The organism is Anaerobacillus sp. ABR4_321 (genome assembly GCF_056158505.1).
This window is the reverse complement of record NZ_JBSWTK010000001.1, coordinates 3653586-3674531: the sequence shown is the minus strand read 5'-3', so window position 1 is coordinate 3674531 and position 20946 is coordinate 3653586. Positions and strand designations below refer to the sequence as shown.

Sequence of the window (20946 nt, the reverse complement as noted above, 5' to 3'; positions counted from 1 at the left end):
GTTCAAATCTAGTACGTAGGATAATATATCATAGGAGAGGGACGTAGGGACAGGTTCTGTGTCCCGATAGAATGGTAGAGGTTGCAACGGCTATATAGAAAAACTCAGTCGATAGTCGCAGATCATCTCATTCTTTTGGGTGTGGTGTAAGAATGGTAAAGGTTTTATGATCGATAAAAAGACATGGGGGGCTTGGCATTGGAAATCAGTGAGGTATTTTTAAGAACGAAGAAACTTGAAAAGATGAGACGTTTTTATTCCGAAATTCTCGGAATGTCTTTGATAGAGGATAAAAACGAATATTTTAAACTAGCAGTTGGTTCTAGTCATCTTATATTCACGTCAGGCGTAGAAGGAGAACCTTTCTATCATTTTGCTTTTAATATTCCTTCAAACAAGTTCAGGGAAGCGAAGGCATGGGTTAAAAGCAAAGTTGAATTAAATCATGAAGATGGAAAAGATGAAGCGCACTTTACCCATTTGCCAGCTAAATCGCTTTACTTTTATGATCCTGCTGGAAACATCGTTGAGTTTATCTCCAGACAGTCAGTTATCAAGTATGATGTAGCACCATTTTCACAACATAGCATAATAAATCTGAGTGAAATAAGTCTTACAGTGGATGACCCTATTAAGACTGGCCAAGAATTGATTGAATTAGGCATTAGAGAGCGTGATAACGATGAACTAAGTGAGCGTGCGCTTAATTTTATGGGGGATCGTTCAAAAGAGAGCTTTCTTTTAATAACTAAACCAGGCAGGAGATGGATATTTTCCAACAAACGGTCTACTGTTCATCCTCTCTCTATTAAACTAAGTAATCATGTTGAAATTGAAGTGAAAGACAGCAAGGAGGTAGTGATAGGACTGCGTTCTGAGTAAAAAGGAACATAGGAAGAGGAATTTGCTTCTTATTAGCTAATGTAAGTAAGAGATAAGCACTACGATCATAAGGGTGATAAACATGAACGGCTGTCCTAGCTGCTATAATACCGTTTCAAGGTGGTATTTATTTAAGAGGACACTATTAAAAAAAGAATACCCTTTAGCGTGTCCTCACTGCTCTCAAAATCTATATTTTACTGCAAGATCTTTGAAAATCTCCTTCTCCTTCATCCCGGTTCTACCTATATTGCTGATTGTTTTTGTTTTGTACGATATACCTGAAGCAATTTCAGGATTAACAATCATGTTATTGCTTGGAATTCTATTATCCGCATATCCATTTATAGTGGAGTTGACGGATAAACAAGAGAATTTGTTTTGAATTTTTTTATTGGAAAAAGAGCTCAATAAGAAAGCAATCTAATGAGATAGGAGGTAGCTGATATGAAGAAAATCGCAATTGCGACACTCGTTCTTTCCATACTTTTAATTGGGCCTACCATCGTATTTTCCTCCTTCACACCTTCAGATGAACTATCTGATTTCCCAGTTCCAAAACGTGCGGTTCTTATTGAGGAAGGTGAAGATCACGAAAGGTACGAGTGGTCGAAGGCTTCTGAGGAGAATAGCATTCCACTTGGATACAAATTCGTTTTGAAGGCAAAGGGATGGAAAGAGGAAGAGAGGCTGGGTGCTTCGGTCGTTTATTATAAGAATGGGAATAAAATTAACATGATCTCTACCTCTGGTTATGTAGACCTTATTAAATTGAATTAGACAGAATAGTTTGAGATGATGAAAACGAAAGTTAGAAAAGGCGGAGGTGGATCAGATGAAGCGAGATGTTCAATACGAGATAACGAGAGAAACTCATGCAAAGCCTATGAAATGGCGATTCTTTGCATGAGGTCATACAACTAAACATCGCCATCGACTTCATTCATTAGGCTTTGCACCTTATTAGTTATCGGAATAAAAATAAGGGGCTGGCAAAATGAAATATGTAAATGCAGAAAAAGCGTTACCTAATGAGTTGTTAAAAGAGATTCAAAAATACATACAAGGCGAAACACTTTATATACCAAAACCTCAACGCAATCGAGAAAAGTGGGGAGCTTCGACTGGTATTCGTAGTGAACTATCGAAGCGAAATCGTTCGATAAAAGAAGAGTACTTGCACGGACATTCGGTAGAAACGATTGCGGAGAAGAATCATCTTTCCGTAGAAACGATAAAGAAGATCATCTATTCTAAGAAAAAGATTACCTGATTGGGTAATCTTTTTTAGGTAGTTTCTTTCTAAAAAAAACTCGTCATATCATTTTCTTCATCCTTGCCTCTAAAATGGAACCAAGGTCATGATGAGGAGGAACGGTTATGGAGAACATTAAATTTCTTGAAGCTGATCGCGTCTATTTAAGACCGATCGAGCAGGAAGACTTAGACACATTTTACGCCAAAGCGCTTTGGGATCCTGAAGGCAGAAAGCTTACAGGTACACAGGTTGTGTTCAGTCGTCAGGGTGTGCAAAGTTGGTACGATCGAATTGTGATGGATCAATCGAGGATCGACCTAGTCATCTGTTTGCAGGATACGGACCAAATCATTGGTGACATTGCGATGATGGACATCGATCATCATAATAAAAAAGCCGTCGTTCGAATTTCCATATTTGATAAAAAGTACTGGGGGCAGGGCTATGGTACTGAGGCAATGTCGCTGCTTTTATCATATGGATTTAAAATCTTAAATTTAAATCGAATCGGGTTAGATGTATTTTCTTATAACGAAAGAGCGATAAAATCATATAAAAAGTTAGGCTTTCAAGAAGAAGGTAGGATTAGAGAAGAGTTGTTTTATGACGGCGAGTATCATGATTCTGTGCTGATGGGAATATTGAAGCGGGAATTTGAAGAGTTGAAGTGAAATGTATAGTAAAAATTTATTAAGATGGAGCGCTTGCTATAATAATAGCAAGCGTTTTATTCAATTACAGGGAAGTTTATGTTAGGAACAGTTAAGGAGGGTAGAGATGAAGATATTCATATTAGGAGCTACAGGGTTTCTAGGTTCGAGAATCTACCAAGCGGCTTCAGAAAACGATAGCTTCACAGTTGTAGGTACCTCAAGGTTGATAAATGAGCAATCTACGATTATCCAAGTCGATGTCACGAATAATGAATCGATTGCCCATGCCATTGAAACCATTGATCCAGATGTTGTTGTTTGGTCTTTAATGAATTTTGAAGAAGAGATGCAGTTAATCGATGTAGGCCTTAAAAATTTGTTATCAGTGATAGAAGGGAAAACAAAGTTCATCTTTCTTTCAACTGATGCCGTTTTTGTTGATGGCGTAGGAGGATACACAGAAAATGATTCCACAGGAACTTTACCAAAGGAAGCAGCTTTAGCTAACTATGTGAACGGAAAATATGCTGGAGAACACTTAGTTCTTACTAATCATGCTAATCACGTAATTTTAAGAACTGGACCACTATACGGAAATCGTGATTACCTTGAGAAGCGAACGTTAAACTTAATCGATAAAGTAAAAGAAAATCAACCGATTGAAGCATGGGAAAATGTGTATCGAACGTTCGTTAATGTGGATGATTTAGCTCGTGCGGTTGTTGAGCTTTGCGAGATAGAATTTAAAGGAGTTTTACATGCTGGGCCATTACATAAAGAAAGTTACTATACCTTTTTTAAAAAACGGCTGAAACAGCTTGGGTGGGATGATCGACTCCTAAGCCCAGTTGAAATTTCACAGAAAGCGTTCCCTCACCTAGCGTTAGATACATCTTTAGATACTCAAAAAGCGAAAGGGATCCTCCAAACTAATTTCCGTAGCATGTAAAAAACTGAGTTTGATATACTCTCAACCGAAAGTGAGGTTTACCATTGAAAAATAGACTTTCATTACTAGAACAGGTTCGTTCAATTGCGCAATTGGGGAGACGATATGCAAAAGACCCTTATGATATTGAAAGATATGAAAAACTATTGCAATTGGCAAGCGAAGAATACTCTGAAATAAGTGAAATTAAGGAAAGTATCGTAGTAGAAAGGTTTAAAAGTGAACTGGGACACATCACACCTAAAGTTGGCGTGAACGGTATCGTCTTTTCCTCTGACAAGAAAATACTATTAGAACGTCGTGCTGATGATGGAACCTGGGGAATTATCGGCGGTTGGTGTGACGCGGGGGAGAGCCCCGAGGAATCACTAAAAAGAGAGTTCTTAGAAGAAACAGGATTAAATGTAAAAGTCCAAGATCTAGTTAGCATCTTTACAAGAAAACCAGAAGATTTTGGTCAGCCTCATACGTCGTATCATCCACTTTTTATATGTGAGATACAGGACGGAAACCTTCGAACATCTATAGAAAGCATAGAACTTAAATACCATCATCTGCTCGATGTAGAAAATTGGCATGCCGATCATTTCGAAGTGGCTAAAAAAGCGTATGAGTATATGGGGTATAAGTGGGAATAGAGTAGGTCTCATGTCTTATCGAAATTCTCTATTCAAAGATCTAATGAAAATTAGCGTTTTTTTTCATGAACTACGTTGTTAACTACCTTAACTTACCAACACCTGAATCGTAAGGATCTGAGATAATCAATTGTATAACACAAATTAGGTAATTTAACTCGGAGGATAACATCAGTGTGGTTAAAGGTATTTCTAGCATTACTTGCATTACTTGGCATAGCTTTAATGTGGTTTTCAGTATTCGGTAAGAGAAAAGATATAGAGAATATGGCAGAGGGATTTTCTCATGGTTTTTTTGAATTTATCTTTAATCTATTTTTTGAGTTTTCGTCGATAAAAGTAAAACGAGTATTGCTCTTTACACTAGGGTTCGTCGTTGCGTTTATTTTTACACTTGGCGTGTTTTTATCTTAGAAAAGCTGGAGAGAAAAATGGAAAAGATTAAGATGTTTATGTATTTCTTTGTTTTATCTGGAGTGTTTGGTGTATCAGGAATTTATCTTAGAGAGAATTTCAATGTTCCCTTTACAACGTTAAGTTCAATAGATGTAGTCAGGATAGTGATGATCGGTGTTATTCAACTTTCATGTATTTATTTAGCTATTGATACTTATCTTAGATTTAATGAATTATCAAAAGGGATTAAGCGAATAATCATCTTCATTGCGCTGCCTTCCTCGATTGTATACTTTCTGTTCTTAATAGGAGTGTACCTTGAATGATTCATTTACCAAGAAGAATTTGACGCAAAGGAGAATAGAATGTTTATACGAGTTCACTCAGTGTCTGATAGTCAGGATCATGCATTGGCCGTTCTTTCTAAAGTACTTGAGCCTCTAAGCCAGCATGTGATCTCTAGACACTTAATAAAGTCTGAGCAATACTGGAAGATCGACACGATGTTTGTGACAGAGGCAGAAGTGAGTTTACAGGATGACTTTTCGAGAGAGGATCTCACAGTTTACTTAGAAAAAGTAAGTGAGAATTGGGACGTGATCGAGAATCCGCTTGAAGCGATCACTTCAACACAGATGGGGGATATTTCGATAGAGAACATTGCGATGATTACCATTTCGTTTGCGGAATGATCGATAGAGAAATAGTAAAACAGGAGCCTATGTGGGCTCCTGTTTTTGTTTTCGCTTCTATCACCATCAATCAAACTCTCGACTAACCTTATCATGGTAAAAGCTAACTGCTTCTCTTAATTTCGAATTCTCTTCTTCAAGTCTTGCAATTCGTTCTCTATTTTCTTTTACTTTTTCTTTATAGATGTGGATCGTGAAGATAAGACTTAGGACTATTATGTATGCTATGAAGTCCGTCATGCTGAGCGCGTTCGAATACAAGAAGATCACCTCTTCCGTAAAAAGAGTTACACGATTGCAGCCATAGTTCTACTTGCTTGGCTGCTTCAGGATCAATAGAACGCATCGGTTCAATAAGTATCTCGGCGCGCTGACGTTTGATTTCTTTTACAAGATGCGGGAGGTCTTCCAGCAGCCCTTCTTCGATCATGTACCTGAGTGTGTTCATTCGAAAGTGCTCGTTTTCTATCGTATTGATTTCGAAATGTTCAAGCACCATCTCAACCATGGTTTCTAGTGGATATTCTCTCATTACATACCCTCATTTCTTGATGGAATTTTCCGGTAGATGCTAGTTTCTATGATACGCGTTCGTGACAAAAGGGACAAGGGGACAGGTACTGTGTCCCGACGGATAGATTAGTAACCGATAGTTGAGGTACCCTTCTTCATACACAAGGGAGTATACGTTTGGTGGGACGAGGTACCTGTCCCTGATGTCCCTTGCAATGTCTTGAAGGGTTTGAAATAATTGGAATAAAATACGTTGTCGATGGCGCTGGGAGATTGGTAGTTTTGAAAAGAAAGAAAATGAAGAAGATTTTTGTTCAAATCCTTATCGTGACAGTCACATTTTTTGTTATTAGAGGAATAATAGAGTTCACACCGATTAAAGGATACTTAGGCAACGTTACATCAAACGCTGTATTACAGTTGTACCATTTTAAAGATCCTTCATTTGAAGAGGGTAACATGGAGCTGACGTATGACAGTGAGCAAAAAGAAGTAGCGAATGAACTAGCTGAGGAAATCGAAGGGTTTCAGGAGTTAGGTGTTGCCTGGTTTGGCGAGAGCGATCTGCCTCAGTTAGAAGTCATACTCACAAAACAGGGCAAGCTCCCTCATCCTATATTACTGCACCGCAATGGGCTTTATCTTCCACTTAGCAACATCATCCTCATTAACGGGGAATTATCAAAAGAGGAAAGGGTACACGCCCTTTCGCATGAATATGCTCATTTCTATTTGATGAACAGCTTGGGACAAGAAGTGGCGATTACGGATCTGCCAGACTGGTTTCACGAAGGAGTATCCGAAGCTTTCGCGCACAGGTTCGCTCCGCTTCCATTTTATGAAGCGATTGGGAGCTGGGATGTTGTGCCTGTTGCAGAAATGGACATGAAAGGTCCAGGAGCCAGTGAGCGATATGTGATGGCGCAATTTATCGTGGAGAAACTATTAGAAGACCACGGTGAGCAAGTGGTTTCTAAACTTATTGCTGAGGAGCAAGGATCGTTTGAGGAAAGGTTTATGGAATATACCCAGCAACCTCTATCTGATGTTCATAAGCTTTTAATTCAAAATGAAGAAATTTATGAAGAAACACCAGCTAAATTATATGAGGGATATGATCGTAGCCGGCTCAAGAAAGAGTTACTAGAATTTGATGAAACGAAAGGTCCTTATTACTACGATGCGCCTTTTATCTATTCGAGTCTTGAGACAATATATATCGATGAACAGAATTGGGAAGCTGCTATTTCGGTTGGACTGAAGAGGCTGAACTATGTACCTTCATCATACAGTGATTGGAAAACACTCTCTGAATATGCTTCTAACATGGGTGATACTGATTTAGCGATTGAGTATGGACAGCGCGGATTAGCACTGACCGATTCAAGTAGTAGAGCTTTATTAGAAAAGTGGTTAGAAGAGCTGGAGAGTCGATCGTAAAGAAGGCTGAATAACGATTAATATTTAAAGAAGGATTGATAGCGTGAACCGTACATACATAATAGGAGTTAGTTTAGCAGGTTTAGTCGCCCTGTCCATTTCGTTTCTTATCCTGACGTCAAACTATTTTCATAGTAAAGAGATCAGTTTGCTAACGTCTAGGTGCTATGAGATCGATGGGGAAGTGAGCTTAGAGATTCATAATGAATTTACGAATAGTTACTCGTTTGAGTGTAAACAGTAGCCATCTGTGAATGGACCTATCGTACGGCACAAAAAATCCCACCCTAACACAGAGGGTGGGATTTTTTAATGATTGATGGGACAAGGTACCTGTCCCTAAGTCCCGCTCCGCGCCGCCTACGTCCCGCTGGTTACTTCCCGCCTCACAAGAAACGGAACAAGCATTGGAATAAATAGAATAAGAATCAGCAGTCGAATAACCTGCATGGCAGCGACGACGCTTCCGTCGAGGTCTAGCGATGCGGCGACGGATGCCATCTGCGGTGCCCCTGCTGGTACGATCGCGAGTAGGCTCGTGATGAAGTCGAGCGGTGTCATGAGATAGAACACGAACGTCACGACGAATGTAAGAAAGAAAAAGGATACGAGGATCCAGAGACTTGTCCATCCGATTTGTTTGATATCTGAAAGAGACTTACGGTCGAACCGAACGCCGATGATCACACCAAGCATCGCCATCCCAAGTCCTACACCTAGGTTCGGCATCGAAGGGAGTGGCTGGACGAACGAATGAAAGATAAAGGAGAGAACGATCGCGTAGAGAAACGGTGCGATTGGAATTCGCCATTTCTTTGCCAGTACGAGCGTCACCACTATGAGTAGGAGATAAAAAAGCATAGCGAGCCACATGGGTGCCGCCCCTTCTACAGCTTTACTTAACCCGCTCGATTCCACTTCCTTCGTCTTCAAATATGGAGTCATAAACCCAGCGACGATCGGAATCGTCGCAACGAGCATCATGATTCGCACTGTTTGAAAGGCTGCGACCATGCCCATGTTTGCTTTGTACTCTCGACTGAGTGCCATCATGACGGAAGCCCCTGCAGGGAGACAGCAGAAGAGAGCTGTCTTCGCATGAAGGTTCGAATATCGCCCGAGCACTTTTCCGAGAACCCAGCTCGCAACAAGAAGGATGACGAGGGAAACGGCTAGTGGGAACAGATAGCTTGCGACCTCTGTAAACATGGATACCTTTATACTTATGCCAATACTGACGCCGATCACAGCGAGTGATAGGTCGAAAAGAAGGTTCGGGTAGGAGATCTCATCGATCATGAGACGGTAGTACACGCCGACAAGCATCGCACCGAGTAACCACCCCGCTGGAATGCTCATCAAGTCGAACAAGTATCCTACGCCAAACGCAATCATCAATAATAAAAGTTTTATCATATAGGAGCACCTTCAATAAATGAGAGTTCTTTCAAAACACGAAGCTTATTTCAAACAGTTTAGCACAGCACTTGTATAAAATTCATGGGTGAGGGCTTCTGCTGGGACATGGGGACAGGTTCCGTGTCCCTCTTCATAAGGAGTAACCGCTCATATTGTTGATTGGTGGGACGAAGTACCTGTCCCTATGTCCCGCATAGGCACATTCCCTAGCACGCTGAATAGCATAGTTTTAGAAACTGTGAAGGGAATGAGTTGGATGTCCTATGATTCAGGTTCGTTCAGCGAAGATCGAGCTTCAAAAGGAATAGGAAGAGTAAAGATTCAAGATTATGGACCGAAGCCGTTCGTGGTGGATATCAATGAAGCAACGTTAAAAAATAACACGTTCCGTACAGCACTATGGACTGGAGATTATTTTCAAATTACGTTGATGAGTATTGGAGTAGGGGAAGACATCGGATTAGAAATGCATCCTGATGTAGACCAGTTTCTACGAGTGGAACAGGGGCAGGGACTTGTGAGAATGGGAATGAATAAACATCAGCTGCCGTTTGAAGTACCTGTTTACGATGATTTTGCGATCGTCATTCCAGCAGGAACGTGGCACAATGTGATCAATACAGGAAAAGATGCGCTCAAGCTTTATTCGATCTACGCACCTCCAAACCATCCGTTCGGTACGGTTCATCGAACAAAAGCCGAAGCGATTGAAATGGAAGAAGGGTATGGGCACGACCACGGGTAAAAGGATGTAACACACGAGTCCCCCTATACATCGTATAGGGGGACCATTTTATATCATAATTTAAGGGGGGAAGGAGTTTGGGGGGACTCCTTGGTTCATACATTATCACAGCTTTTAGCGATTCTAGCGATTATGTGAGAACTTTGACATTTGATACGTTAACGTAACGAAGGTAAAAGAAAAAGCTTGGAATGGCGCTTCCAAGCTTGCTGTGAATTAATCCGCTTTATGATGAAAAGGACACTTTCCTTCGATCGGTTTGATGTCGTCCCCAATGAACGATTGCTTCCACTCGTTATGGTCAGGGTCACCGAAATGACTGATATCAGGGTGCTTCGGTAACTGATCCCACGCCTCAACGCGAGCGCGTACCTTTTCCCGGGACATGATGCCGCCTTTCTCGGTCCCTTCAAGACCCTGGAAAATGGCACGTGGTTGGAAGCCGAGAATCAAGCTGTTCCCTAGATTTCTCGTTTTTCGCTGCTTGTATGCAGGTGCATTTCCAAAAGTGAAGATCGGCTGTCCGGCGAAGTGGAAATCCCACAAGTAGTGATCGGGATCTTTTGGTGCGTCACTTGGCCATGGGAAGCGGTCCTGACTATGTAAATACTGGAGAATGTCCCAGAAATACGAGCGATAATACTCGATCGACTTTTCACTGCTTTCTGGCTCAACGAAAATAAATAAGCCGTGCCGCACTTTCGTAGGTTCCTCGAACAAGCTGAGAAAGCTTTCGACCGCTTCAGGCAGGTTCGCCCAGTGATCATGTTCGATATATGCGTATCTTAACTCTCCTTTTTTCTGTCCAGTTCTGCCAAAGAAGCATGGGAATGTCGGGTCGGTCACGACTTCTTTGAACGTCTGGTATTCGTTGATCAGCCAGTCAGGCAGGTTCTCGCCATTCTCCATGTCTTCTTTCGTAAGTAAATGAGGGCTTTTTGTTTTTAACATCGTTCGGTCTCCTTTGGGCTGTATAATTAACGACGAACAAGCGGTAAGGTACAACAGCGAAATGAACCGCCTGATTTGATGATTTCTGAGAAATCAACGGTTATGACGTGAAAGCCTTTTGAACGAAGAATCGCATTCAATCGCTCGTTTTGCGGAAGGCTCACGATATGATCGTTTCCGATCGAGAGCACGTTTGGACCCATCTCGAACTGCTCCTCTTTTGTCACTTCGATGAGTGATGGGAAGCGAGCTGAGATTTTCTTCAATCCTTCTTTTGTAAAAGCTTCACGGTACACGAGCGCAGTATCTTTTGAAACGATATTAAAGACACAATCAAGGTGAAGGATGTCTTCCGTCAGTTGAATCGCTTCGATACGATACGTTGGCAGTCTTCGCTGTAACTCATCGATCGCACCCTTCGTCGTACGACCGCTTACACCGATCCAGATCGTTGAACCATCAACAACGACATCGCCGCCTTCAATTGAACCAGGTAGTCCTTCTTGAAAACCAATTCCTCGATCGCTGAGCCATGTTTTCAAAATGTTTGTTTCAGAGCGGCGTACTCGCTCATTCATCGTTCCGACGAACAGTTCATCGTTGATCGTGAACCCGATGTCTCTCGTGAACACTTGTTCAGGAAGGTGAGGGTCGGTCGGAAGTTCGCTTACGTTCACGCCGTTTTCTTTTAAGGTCGAGACGAAGTTCTCATGCTGCTTTAGTGCGAGCGGCACGTTGATGTTGCTTTTTTCATAGTGTTTCTGCGTTTCATTTATGATTTCAGTGATCTTCATAAATGAGGGCTTCACAACAAGCACATGGTTTAGTGCATCGTATTCTGTAGCGCATCGCACGCTTTTGTTGGCTGTTATTGTATTCATCTCATAAACCTCCATCGCACATTTAGTCCCCTATTCCCCTAGTAAATATCTGTAAAACCTATCGAATGGAATTCGCTAGAACGATAAATTAGGAGATTTTTGATGATGGAGAATGTTGGATTCCCTTTTGTTGCAAAGAGGGTTTAATTTCAAAAACGTTTTCTCTTATAATAGAGAGAGGACTTACATCATTCGTAACTGATTTTGAAAGGGGTTACATCATCGTGAACACGAAATACTTAGATCTGCTAGCTCAGAAGTATGATAGTGAAGAAAAAGTCGTAACAGAAATCATCAACCTGAAGGCCATTTTAAACCTGCCGAAGGGGACAGAGCACTTTGTGAGTGATTTACATGGGGAGTACCAAGCCTTTCAACATGTGTTACGAAACGGATCGGGGAAAGTGAAGGAGAAAATCTCCGACCTTTTTAAAGAGGAACTATCTGAAGAAGAGTTGAATGAATTCGCTACCCTCGTTTATTATCCTGAAGAAAAAATTAAGCTTATCAAGAATTCGTTCGATAACGATAAAGAGCTGAACGAGTGGTATAACGATACGATTCAGAGAATGTTCAAGCTGATTTCCTATGCTTCTTCAAAATATACGCGTTCGAAGCTGCGAAAAGCGCTGCCCGCACAGTTCGTGTACGTGATTGAGGAATTGCTTTATAAATCGGACGATGCGAATAAGGAACCGTACTATCAGAAGATTCTACAACAGGTGATCTCGCTCGGTCAGGCGGACAAGCTCATCATCGGGCTATCTTACACGACCCAAAGACTTGTCGTCGATCACCTTCATGTTGTTGGCGATATTTATGATCGTGGACCGGAGCCTGATAAGATCATGGAGACGCTCATCAACTACCATTCCGTCGACATTCAGTGGGGAAATCACGACGTCCTCTGGGTAGGGGCGTTTGCCGGCTCAAAGGTTTGCCTCGCGAACATCATCCGAATTTGTGCCCGATACAACAACCTCGAGATCATCGAGGACGCGTACGGCATCAACCTTCGTCCGCTCTTGAACCTTGCGGAGAAGTACTATGGTGACAACCCGGCATTCAGACCGAAAGTCGACAAAGACGATAAAACGTCAGAAGATGAGCTGCTGCAAATCACGAAGATTCACCAGGCGATTGCAATGATTCAATTTAAGCTCGAAAGCCCAATCATCAAGAGACGACCGAACTTCAATATGTCAGAGCGCCTCTTGCTTGAGAAGATCGATCATGAGAACAGTACGATCACGATTCACGGGAAAACGTACGACCTTGAAAATACGTGTTTTAATACGATCGACCCTGAACAGCCGGAGAAACTTTTAGAGGAAGAACAAGAAGTGATGGACAAGCTCCTATTTTCTGTTCAGCATTCTGAAAAGCTCGCGCGACACATGAAGTTTCTTATGAAAAAAGGAAGCCTTTATTTGAAATACAACGGCAATCTCTTGATCCACGGGTGCATTCCGCTTGATGAAGAAGGAAACATGGAGAGCATGGTGATCGAAGGGGAATCGTACGCAGGGCGTGATTTGCTCGATGTATTTGAACGATATCTTCGTGAAGCATACGCGCACCCTGAGAAAACGGATGATCTCGCAACAGACATGGTGTGGTATTTATGGACAGGCGAGTATTCGTCACTCTTTGGAAAACGTGAGATGACGACGTTCGAGCGTTACTTTATTCAAGATAAAAAATCTCATAAAGAGAAGAAAAACCCTTACTACTATTTACGAGAAGAAGAAGAAACGTGCCGAAAGCTTCTCGCTGAATTTGACCTTAATCCTGATCAAGGCCATATCATTAACGGCCATACGCCGGTAAAAGAAATCGAAGGGGAAAATCCGGTGAAGGCGAACGGGAAGATGGTCGTGATCGACGGAGGCTTCTCGAAAGCGTATCAATCGACCACGGGGATCGCTGGATACACGTTACTTTATAACTCCTTCGGCATGCAGCTCGTCGCTCATAAGCATTTTAATTCAAAAGAAGAAGTCCTCTTAAATGGGGCGGATGTTTTATCCGTTAGGAGACTAGTCGATAAAGAGCTTGAGCGGAAGAAGGTTCTCGAAACGAACGTTGGAGAAGCACTGCTGCAAGAGCTTCAGATTTTAAACAGCTTGATGGAATACCGCTACATCGATTGAAAATACCCCGCAGATTACGTCTGCGGTTCTTTTTTTAGGGAAACGGTTGACATCTTTCCTTCTTTCGTCTAAATTTTCTGATTAAGTAGGAATGACATCTCTTTATCAAGAAGATAGTAAGGCGAGACTTTACAGAGATTCTAGCGCATCCAGAACGGTCTTACTTTTGGTAGAAAAAAGGAGAGATGTTGTGGAACATTTTGCTGTTTTTCGTACACCTCAGACGATCCTATATGGGAGGAAGTCTTTCCAACAAGTTGGCGTACAAGCTGCCTTGAAAGGACGGAAAGCCCTCATTGTAACGGACGAGGTTATGCTGAAACTCGGATATGTGGATGAATGTCAGGAACTGCTTAAGAAGGAAGGGATCGAGAGCGAAACGTATACGGGCGTGGAATCTGAGCCGACAGATCTCTATGTGAGTGAATCTCTTGAAAAACTGAAGAACACCGCATGTGACCTCGTTCTTTCAATCGGTGGGGGAAGCTGTATCGACACGGCAAAAGCGATCGCGGTTCTTGCGACGAACGGAGGATACATAGGGGACTACAGAGCCAATCGCACATCTGCCAAGAAAGCGCCGCTAGCGCATATTGCGATTCCAACGACAGCAGGAACGGGGTCAGAAGCAACGGACGTCACGGTCATCACAAACACGTCGGATGATGTGAAGATGATGATGAAACAGCCTGCGTTCATGCCGGACGTTGCGATCGTGGATCCGCTTTTAACCGTATCGTCCCCAGCACACGTAACTGCCGCAACGGGCGTCGATGCACTCAGTCATGCGATCGAAGCGTATCTTTCAAAGCGTGCGCACCCAATGACGGATACGATCGCGCTTTCGGCTATGAAACTGCTTGTCGAAAACATCGTAACCGCCTACCGTGATGGAAACAATCTTGATGCTCGTGAAGCGATGAGTCTCGGGGCACTCCAAGCTGGGATGGCGTTTACGAATGCATCCGTTTGCCTCGTGCACGGGATGTCTCGTCCGATCGGAGCGCTTTTTCATGTGCCGCACGGCTATTCGAATGCCATGCTGCTGCCAGCCGTGCTCGAATTCAGCAAAGACCTTTGTACCGATCGACTGGCTGATCTTGGTCGTATTTTTAAGCCTGATGAAGCACGTTCAGACAGCGAAGCAGCCGAGATCGCCGTGAAATCCGTGAAAGAGCTCTGTTCGACGCTTGAGATTCCGAACTTGAAAGAGTGGGGAATCGATGAAGGGGCGTTTAAAAAGGCGATTCCAAAGATGGCGATGGATGCGCTCGATAGCGGCAGTCCTCAAAATAACCCGCGCCTGCCTTCTCAAGAAGAGTTAGAAAATCTGTATACGATGTGCTATGACTATCGATTAGAAAAAATAACGCGCTAAAACGAAGGGAGATCGAAACATGACGACGACAGCGACAAACGTACTAAAGAACTATATAGACGGTGAATGGGTAGATGCAAAAACGGATCAGTTTCAGCCTGTTCCAAACCCTGCGACGGGTGAAGAGATCGCTCAAGTTCCAATCTCAACGAAAGCTGACGTAGAGTGGGCCGTTCAGGTAGCGAAGGACGCCTACAAGTCGTGGAGTCAAGTTCCTGTTCCAAAACGAGCGCGTATTCTTTTTAAATACCAGCAGCTTCTCGTCGATCACTGGGATGAGCTAGCGAAACTGATCACAGAAGAAAATGGGAAAAGCTATAAAGAAGCGTATGGAGAAGTTCAGCGAGGCATCGAGTGCGTTGAGTTCGCAGCTGGCGCGCCGAGTTTGATGATGGGAAAACAGCTTCCTGATATCGCGACGAACCTCGAATCGGGGATGTATCGCTACCCAGTCGGAGTAGTCGGCGGCATCACGCCGTTCAACTTCCCGATGATGGTGCCATGCTGGATGTTTCCACTTGCGATTGCAATGGGGAATACGTTCGTCCTGAAGCCATCAGAACGCACGCCGCTGCTCGCGAACCGACTCGCAGAGCTTTTTAAAGAAGCGGGGTTACCTGATGGTGTCTTGAACATCGTCCACGGTGCACATGATGTTGTGAACGGGCTTCTTGAGCATAAAGATGTGCCTGCCATTTCCTTTGTAGGATCTCAGCCAGTTGCGGAGTATGTGTATAAGACGGCATCTTCTCACGGTAAACGTGTCCAAGCACTCGCGGGTGCGAAAAACCATTCCATCGTGATGCCTGATGCGGATCTTGATAGCGCGGTAAAAGAAATCATCGCAGCGTCTTACGGCTCAGCAGGTGAGCGCTGCATGGCATGCTCTGTCGTTGTTGCAGTTGATGACGTGGCAGATCCACTCATTCAAAAGCTGAATGAAAAAGCGGACGAAATCAAGATCGGGAATGGACTTGAAGACGACGTGTTCCTCGGTCCAGTCATTCGACAAGAACATAAACAGAGAACGGAAAGCTACATCGAGCACGGTGAGAAGGAAGGCGCAACACTCGTGCGCGACGGTCGAAAAGATGAAGCGTATCATGATGGCGGCTACTTCATCGGACCGACTATTTTCGATAACGTGACATCTTCTATGAAAATTTGGAAAGACGAAATCTTCGCGCCGGTGCTTTCAATCGTGCGCGTGAAGAGTCTTGAAGACGCGATCGCACTAACGAATGAATCAGACTTCGGAAACGGCGCATGCCTCTTTACTCAGAACGGTAGCAATGTTCGCACGTTCCGTGAGAAAATTGAAGTCGGCATGCTTGGTGTGAACATCGGCGTACCTGCACCGATGGCGTTCTTCCCGTTCTCTGGATGGAAGAATTCCTTCTACGGAGATCTTCATGCGAACGGGTCTGACGGGGTAGAGTTTTATACGAGACGTAAAATGCTAACAGCTAGATGGTAAGAGTTTAAAAAAGAACGGTGTAGAGGAGCAAACGCTTCTCTACACTTTTTATCGGGATGGGGGAGACAGCAGATGGATTTTAATCTTAAAGAAGCGATCGGGATGCTTGAACGAACGCCAAAAACGTTGGAGAGCTTTCTTTCTGGATTATCAGAAGGATGGTTAACGTGCAATGAAGGAGAAGGCACGTGGAGCACGTCACAAGTGATCGATCATTTGATCGAGTGTGAGAAAACGAACTGGATTCCGAGGTTACGGACGATTGTGGAAAGTGAAAATAAAGATTTTCCTCCTTTCGATCGTGATGCTCACTTAAGTAAGGCATCGGATAGCTCGATCGATCAAAAGCTCGCAGCGTTTAAACGACTTAGAGCACAAAACGTTCTGATCGTGATCGGTCTGATTAAATCTGACGCACAGTTTGAACTAACAGGAAACCATCCTGCATTCGGTGAAGTAAAGCTAAGAGAACTGCTTTCCACCTGGGTCGTACACGATTTAACGCATATCTCGCAAATCGTGCGCGTGATGGCAGAACGCTATCGTGAAGATGTTGGTCCGTGGGAAGCGTATTTAGGTGTGTTGAAGAAAGACCATCATTGAACAACGAAAGGATGAGAAGAAAATGCAATCCAATAAAGAAAAAGCAGTATCGTTACTAGAACACGTTGTGGCAGGCGAGGTCAGAGTCGCGTTTGACAAGTACATAGCAGAGGACTTTATCCACCATAATCCTTATTTTAAAGGTGATCGCGAATCATTGATGGCCGCGATGGAAGAGAATGATGAAGCAGCACCTGAAAAAGTGTTTGACGTGAAGCATGTGATCGAGGACGGAGACGTCGTTGCCGTTCATTCCCATATTAAACAACACCCTGAAGACCTCGGTGCCGCTGTTGTTCATCTCTTCCGTTTTCAAGATGGTCGTGTTGTAGAAGCATGGGATATCGGTCAAGCAGTGCCAGAGGATTCTCCAAACGAAAATGGTGCTTTCTAGACCGTCAAAAAAAGGAGTGTGTTAAGCATGGATGCACAAACGGTCATGCATGAATTAGAAGCGCTTGGTAAGGAACGTACAAAGAAAATGTACATTTCAAGCGGTGCGCACGAGCCTGTTTTTGGTGTGGCTACTGGGCAAATGAAACCGATCGCGAAAAAGATTAAGCAAGATCAAGAGCTTGCTGAGCAGCTTTATGCGACTGGGAACTACGATGCGATGTATTTTGCAGGAATTATCGCTGAACCAGAAGCGATGACGGAAGCAGATTTTGAGCGGTGGATCGACGATGCGTATTTTTATATGATTTCCGACTATGTTGTTGCCGTCACGTTAGCGGAAACAGAAATCGCGCAACAGGTTAGTGACAAATGGATCGCGAGTGGGGAAGACCTGAAGATGTCTGCCGGCTGGAGCTGCTACTGCTGGCTGCTTGGAAATCGGAAGGATGAGGAGTTCGACACGGATAAGCTTTCGAAGATGCTTGATCAAGCAGCAGAATCCATTCATGACGCGCCAGAACGGACAAAGGCATCGATGAACAATTTTATTTCGACTGTAGGCATCTCCTACGTGCCACTTCACGACAAGGCGGTCGAGGTTGCGAAAGCAGTTGGACCGGTTGAGATGAAGCGTGACAAGAAAAAGAGCAGCATCTTGAATGCTTCTGAAACGATTCAAAAACAAGTCGACCATGGGAAGGTTGGGTTTAAGCGAAAATATGTAAGGTGTTAATACAATACGCTACGAGGTGGGATACACATGGAAAAGCTCGATGCGGTGAAGGTCAAGGGTGTAGAAGAAATCGATGAAAAGAAGCTGGTCGGTTTTCGGGTTGTGTGCAAAGATATGGCTGGATATGCGGAAGAGATTCCTAAAGCCTCGCAGTTACTCGTTCGTAGAAAAAATGAGATCAAGCATCTCGTTCAACCGGTGAAGCTCATCGGTGCCTTTAAGGCGGCGGAATCTACAGAAGATGATGGCTATTGGGTTTGTTTTGAAGTAGAGGAGCATGAAGACATTCCGGAAGACATGGTTTCGCTTACTGTTCCGAAAGAAAAACGTGCTGTTCTAACGTTTAACGGGCATGCATCTGACATTTTCAAAGTTTATTCTCATTTGCATGAATGGATCGATGAGAATGGTTATAAAAGGGTTCCGGAAAAATGGACGCTGGAACTGTATTCAAAGTGGACGGAAGATGAGGATGTCGTAGAGCTTTGTGATCCGGTGCGCTAATATCCGATAAACGGGTTCAGATGCGATAGGCGACCTGAAAATTTCGTGAAGGATTTTACTAAAATTCAAAGCTAAAACTGGAGTGCTTACATCCAAGCGCTCCAGTTTTCACTTATTCTGAACGACTTTTTTCCTCTTTCTTTGGCTCCAATTTTTTAATGGAAACCTTTTCTATTTATGATACAATCAATGTGAAGTAATTCACATGATAGTTCTAGGTTATGGGGGAGGAAGATGAGGGTAAAGACTAAGGTATTATCAGCGTTATTTTCTACTTTACTTATAGGAACGGCATGGTTGATCCTTGGAACCTTTGATGAGGGGCGCATGCCCAGTATTGGTGATTTTGGATTTGTGATGATGGTTATGGTACTAACGGCGATAGGCAACTTCGTCTATGGTATCCCTGTCTCCTTTTTATCTGATTGGGTTTCAAACAAAGTCCCGTCGTTTCGCTTCATCATAGCGGCATTTATTCATTTGTCCATGGCAGTTGTTACATTTGTGGCAATCCAAGGGTTGTATTTATTTGCAGTTATAGCAGCCGTGTTTTTCTTCATAGCGGAAGAGTGGCAACATCGGAAGCTTCGAACTTTTCGAGTGAAGATAGCAATAGGTAATGCTCTTGTATTTTTCGCATTGCTATTTGGTATATGGGAGCTTCCGAAACTCGAAATAGCAGAAAAAACGCCAGTTTCTCAACTACACACAACAGAAAAAACGAACAGAACGTACGTGATTCCTGAAGGATACGAAGGGACGATCGTGGTTTTATACAATATGCCTGGTGAAGAAGAGCTTAAAAAAGAGAACGATCGAGACGTAGTTTCGTTACATATAGCAGAACAGGTCTACACGTATGTAGGAGATGCGGTTCAATATGCAGAGGCAAGAACATCATCTGTTAGAACGGAAGGAGAAGTAACCGATACTTACTATTATTCCGATGAAAAAGGTGAGCGAACAGCTATTGATGAAGAATGCATTTATCGTGGAATAGCGGGGGATGTCGGTCCATATGAAGAGAATGCAGAATATGAAATTTTACAAGTGACGCAAACTTACTGTGGATTTGATTTCATGAGATATGGTAGTGAAGTTTATGAACGGCAGGAAGAAAAGATTATGAGTGAGTTGTTTACGGAAGAGGAGTAAGACACCGATACATATTCCAATTTTAAAATTTAAACTTAAAGAAGGTTGGAGTAATACATAAGAGGATGCTTACGTTCCCTAAAGCCATTAAAGAAGACTAAATGGAATTGTCTATGGTTTAATAGGAGAATCTAAACTCAGCACACCTTTGATTGTGGAAGGAGAGAACGAAATGGAATCAACAATTTGGCTAGAGTATGGGTGGGCATTATTAATCCTGATCGGATTAGAAGGGCTGCTATCTGCAGACAATGCGCTCGTACTCGCTGTAATCGCCAAGCACTTACCAGAAGATGAGAAGAAAAAGGCGATCAATTATGGAATCATCATGGCGTTTGTATTTCGATTTGGTGCACTCTTTGCAATCTCATTTATCGCAAACGTATGGCAGATACAAGCAATCGGTGCCGCTTATCTTCTTTACTTAGGGTTAAAACATATTATCAAGGCTCGTATTAAGCATGAACCGCCTTCTAAAGAAGAAGAAGAGAAAGCGGCTGGAAAAGGCTTTTGGCCGACAGTTGGGAAGATTGCACTCGCTGACCTCGCATTTGCAATCGATTCGATCCTAGCTGCGGTTGCGATCGCACTCGGTCTACCAGATTCCCCTCTAGGCGACTTTGGTGGAATGGACGGCGGACAGTTTACCGTTGTCTTGATCGGCGGTATCGCAGGACTAATCCTTATTAAGTTTGCTGCAACGTGGTTCGTAAAGCTTCTTACAAAACGTCCTGCACTTGAAACAACGGCATATGCGATCGTTGCATGGGTTGGTGTCAAACTTGCCATCATTACTCTTGCACACAAAGATATTGGGGTCATCGATCATCACTTCCCACATAGTCTACTTTGGACGCTGATTTTCTATGGAGTATTAGTCGCGATCGCCCTGATCGGGTGGTTTTCACCTACAAAAGAGTCAGCTCAGGAAGAGTCCACATAACTGTATAGTGCGTTTGATTGAGCTAAGGTTTTCTCGTGAAGAGGAGATACCTTAGCTCTTTTTCATGGATTCTTAATGGTGGTAGAGGAAAGTTACTAAAATGTCGTTCTTTCTGACGGCAAAACCAAATCAATGTGGGTGAGCATTTGATAGATCGTAGTGGTCGAAGACGAAATCAGCGAATTTT

26 protein-coding genes are annotated in these 20946 nt (G+C 43.1%); 22 read left to right on the top strand and 4 right to left on the bottom strand.

Features of this window, described 5'->3' with window-relative positions; translation table 11 throughout:
• Positions 1 to 198: 198 nt before the first annotated feature.
• The 10 genes from ACXADT_RS19325 (at position 199) to ACXADT_RS19280 (ending at position 5468) form a co-directional block, all read left to right on the top strand.
• Positions 199 to 882 (top strand): VOC family protein, encoded by a 684-nt coding sequence (locus tag ACXADT_RS19325; RefSeq protein ID WP_474832422.1) that lies wholly within the window; start codon positions 199 to 201, stop codon positions 880 to 882.
• An 82-nt stretch (positions 883 to 964) separates the two neighbouring features.
• A complete protein-coding gene (locus ACXADT_RS19320) occupies positions 965 to 1267 on the top strand; it encodes a TIGR04104 family putative zinc finger protein (protein WP_474832421.1) in 303 nt (100 codons plus the stop codon).
• A 62-nt stretch (positions 1268 to 1329) separates the two neighbouring features.
• Positions 1330 to 1662 (top strand): hypothetical protein, encoded by a 333-nt coding sequence (locus tag ACXADT_RS19315; RefSeq protein ID WP_474832420.1) that lies wholly within the window; start codon positions 1330 to 1332, stop codon positions 1660 to 1662.
• A gap of 217 nt (positions 1663 to 1879) precedes the next feature.
• Entirely contained in the window at positions 1880 to 2155 is a 276-nt protein-coding gene (locus ACXADT_RS19310) for a CD3324 family protein (protein ID WP_474832419.1), read from the top strand.
• Positions 2156 to 2262: 107 nt separating this feature from the next.
• Positions 2263 to 2811: a GNAT family N-acetyltransferase gene (locus ACXADT_RS19305; RefSeq protein WP_474832418.1), complete on the top strand. Its 549-nt coding sequence runs from the start codon at positions 2263 to 2265 to the stop codon at positions 2809 to 2811.
• Between the two features lie 106 nt (positions 2812 to 2917).
• On the top strand, positions 2918 to 3742 hold the full coding sequence (locus ACXADT_RS19300) for a sugar nucleotide-binding protein (protein WP_474832417.1): 825 nt from the start codon (positions 2918 to 2920) through the stop codon (positions 3740 to 3742).
• 44 nt (positions 3743 to 3786) lie between these two features.
• Entirely contained in the window at positions 3787 to 4380 is a 594-nt protein-coding gene (locus ACXADT_RS19295) for an NUDIX hydrolase N-terminal domain-containing protein (protein WP_474832416.1), read from the top strand.
• Between the two features lie 174 nt (positions 4381 to 4554).
• A complete protein-coding gene (locus ACXADT_RS19290; RefSeq protein ID WP_270181064.1) occupies positions 4555 to 4794 on the top strand; it encodes a hypothetical protein in 240 nt (79 codons plus the stop codon).
• Positions 4795 to 4811: 17 nt separating this feature from the next.
• On the top strand, positions 4812 to 5102 hold the full coding sequence (locus ACXADT_RS19285) for a hypothetical protein (RefSeq protein WP_474832415.1): 291 nt from the start codon (positions 4812 to 4814) through the stop codon (positions 5100 to 5102).
• 39 nt (positions 5103 to 5141) lie between these two features.
• Complete coding sequence (locus ACXADT_RS19280) at positions 5142 to 5468, top strand: hypothetical protein (protein WP_474832414.1); 327 nt, start codon at positions 5142 to 5144, stop codon at positions 5466 to 5468.
• Between the two features lie 178 nt (positions 5469 to 5646).
• On the opposite strand, the gene ACXADT_RS19275 is transcribed toward ACXADT_RS19280, so the two are convergent.
• On the bottom strand, positions 5647 to 6000 hold the full coding sequence (locus ACXADT_RS19275; RefSeq protein ID WP_474832413.1) for a hypothetical protein: 354 nt from the start codon (positions 5998 to 6000) through the stop codon (positions 5647 to 5649).
• Positions 6001 to 6263: 263 nt separating this feature from the next.
• Between ACXADT_RS19275 and ACXADT_RS19270 the strand changes: the two genes are divergently transcribed.
• Entirely contained in the window at positions 6264 to 7421 is a 1158-nt protein-coding gene (locus ACXADT_RS19270) for a tetratricopeptide repeat protein (RefSeq protein ID WP_474832412.1), read from the top strand.
• Positions 7422 to 7464: 43 nt separating this feature from the next.
• Positions 7465 to 7665, top strand: coding sequence for a hypothetical protein (locus ACXADT_RS19265; RefSeq protein ID WP_474832411.1), 201 nt, complete (start codon positions 7465 to 7467; stop codon positions 7663 to 7665).
• Positions 7666 to 7781: 116 nt separating this feature from the next.
• Here ACXADT_RS19265 and ACXADT_RS19260 read toward each other — a convergent pair whose 3' ends face one another.
• Positions 7782 to 8837: an AbrB family transcriptional regulator gene (locus tag ACXADT_RS19260; RefSeq protein WP_474832410.1), complete on the bottom strand. Its 1056-nt coding sequence runs from the start codon at positions 8835 to 8837 to the stop codon at positions 7782 to 7784.
• Between the two features lie 250 nt (positions 8838 to 9087).
• Between ACXADT_RS19260 and ACXADT_RS19255 the strand changes: the two genes are divergently transcribed.
• Positions 9088 to 9585: a cupin domain-containing protein gene (locus ACXADT_RS19255; protein WP_474832409.1), complete on the top strand. Its 498-nt coding sequence runs from the start codon at positions 9088 to 9090 to the stop codon at positions 9583 to 9585.
• A gap of 216 nt (positions 9586 to 9801) precedes the next feature.
• Here ACXADT_RS19255 and ACXADT_RS19250 read toward each other — a convergent pair whose 3' ends face one another.
• Together ACXADT_RS19250 and ACXADT_RS19245 are read right to left on the bottom strand one after the other, a co-directional pair.
• Positions 9802 to 10536: a YqcI/YcgG family protein gene (locus ACXADT_RS19250; RefSeq protein WP_474832408.1), complete on the bottom strand. Its 735-nt coding sequence runs from the start codon at positions 10534 to 10536 to the stop codon at positions 9802 to 9804.
• A 26-nt stretch (positions 10537 to 10562) separates the two neighbouring features.
• On the bottom strand, positions 10563 to 11417 hold the full coding sequence (locus ACXADT_RS19245) for a dimethylarginine dimethylaminohydrolase family protein (RefSeq protein ID WP_474832407.1): 855 nt from the start codon (positions 11415 to 11417) through the stop codon (positions 10563 to 10565).
• Between the two features lie 224 nt (positions 11418 to 11641).
• Between ACXADT_RS19245 and fbp the strand changes: the two genes are divergently transcribed.
• From fbp to ACXADT_RS19200, 9 genes are all read left to right on the top strand, one after another.
• On the top strand, positions 11642 to 13570 hold the full coding sequence (gene fbp / locus ACXADT_RS19240) for a fructose-1,6-bisphosphatase (protein ID WP_474832406.1): 1929 nt from the start codon (positions 11642 to 11644) through the stop codon (positions 13568 to 13570).
• A gap of 190 nt (positions 13571 to 13760) precedes the next feature.
• Entirely contained in the window at positions 13761 to 14948 is a 1188-nt protein-coding gene (locus ACXADT_RS19235; RefSeq protein WP_474832405.1) for an iron-containing alcohol dehydrogenase, read from the top strand.
• 19 nt (positions 14949 to 14967) lie between these two features.
• Complete coding sequence (locus tag ACXADT_RS19230) at positions 14968 to 16425, top strand: CoA-acylating methylmalonate-semialdehyde dehydrogenase (RefSeq protein WP_270181077.1); 1458 nt, start codon at positions 14968 to 14970, stop codon at positions 16423 to 16425.
• Between the two features lie 72 nt (positions 16426 to 16497).
• On the top strand, positions 16498 to 17028 hold the full coding sequence (locus tag ACXADT_RS19225) for a DinB family protein (RefSeq protein ID WP_270181078.1): 531 nt from the start codon (positions 16498 to 16500) through the stop codon (positions 17026 to 17028).
• Positions 17029 to 17050: 22 nt separating this feature from the next.
• On the top strand, positions 17051 to 17422 hold the full coding sequence (locus ACXADT_RS19220) for a nuclear transport factor 2 family protein (protein ID WP_474832404.1): 372 nt from the start codon (positions 17051 to 17053) through the stop codon (positions 17420 to 17422).
• 27 nt (positions 17423 to 17449) lie between these two features.
• Positions 17450 to 18157: a DNA alkylation repair protein gene (locus tag ACXADT_RS19215; RefSeq protein ID WP_474832403.1), complete on the top strand. Its 708-nt coding sequence runs from the start codon at positions 17450 to 17452 to the stop codon at positions 18155 to 18157.
• A 27-nt stretch (positions 18158 to 18184) separates the two neighbouring features.
• Entirely contained in the window at positions 18185 to 18661 is a 477-nt protein-coding gene (locus ACXADT_RS19210) for a GyrI-like domain-containing protein (protein ID WP_474832402.1), read from the top strand.
• A 234-nt stretch (positions 18662 to 18895) separates the two neighbouring features.
• The gene (locus ACXADT_RS19205; protein WP_474832401.1) at positions 18896 to 19816 is read left to right on the top strand and encodes a DUF6843 domain-containing protein; all 921 of its coding nucleotides are present in this window, start codon (positions 18896 to 18898) and stop codon (positions 19814 to 19816) included.
• Positions 19817 to 19988: 172 nt separating this feature from the next.
• Entirely contained in the window at positions 19989 to 20759 is a 771-nt protein-coding gene (locus ACXADT_RS19200; RefSeq protein ID WP_474813253.1) for a TerC family protein, read from the top strand.
• Positions 20760 to 20946 lie beyond the last annotated feature (187 nt).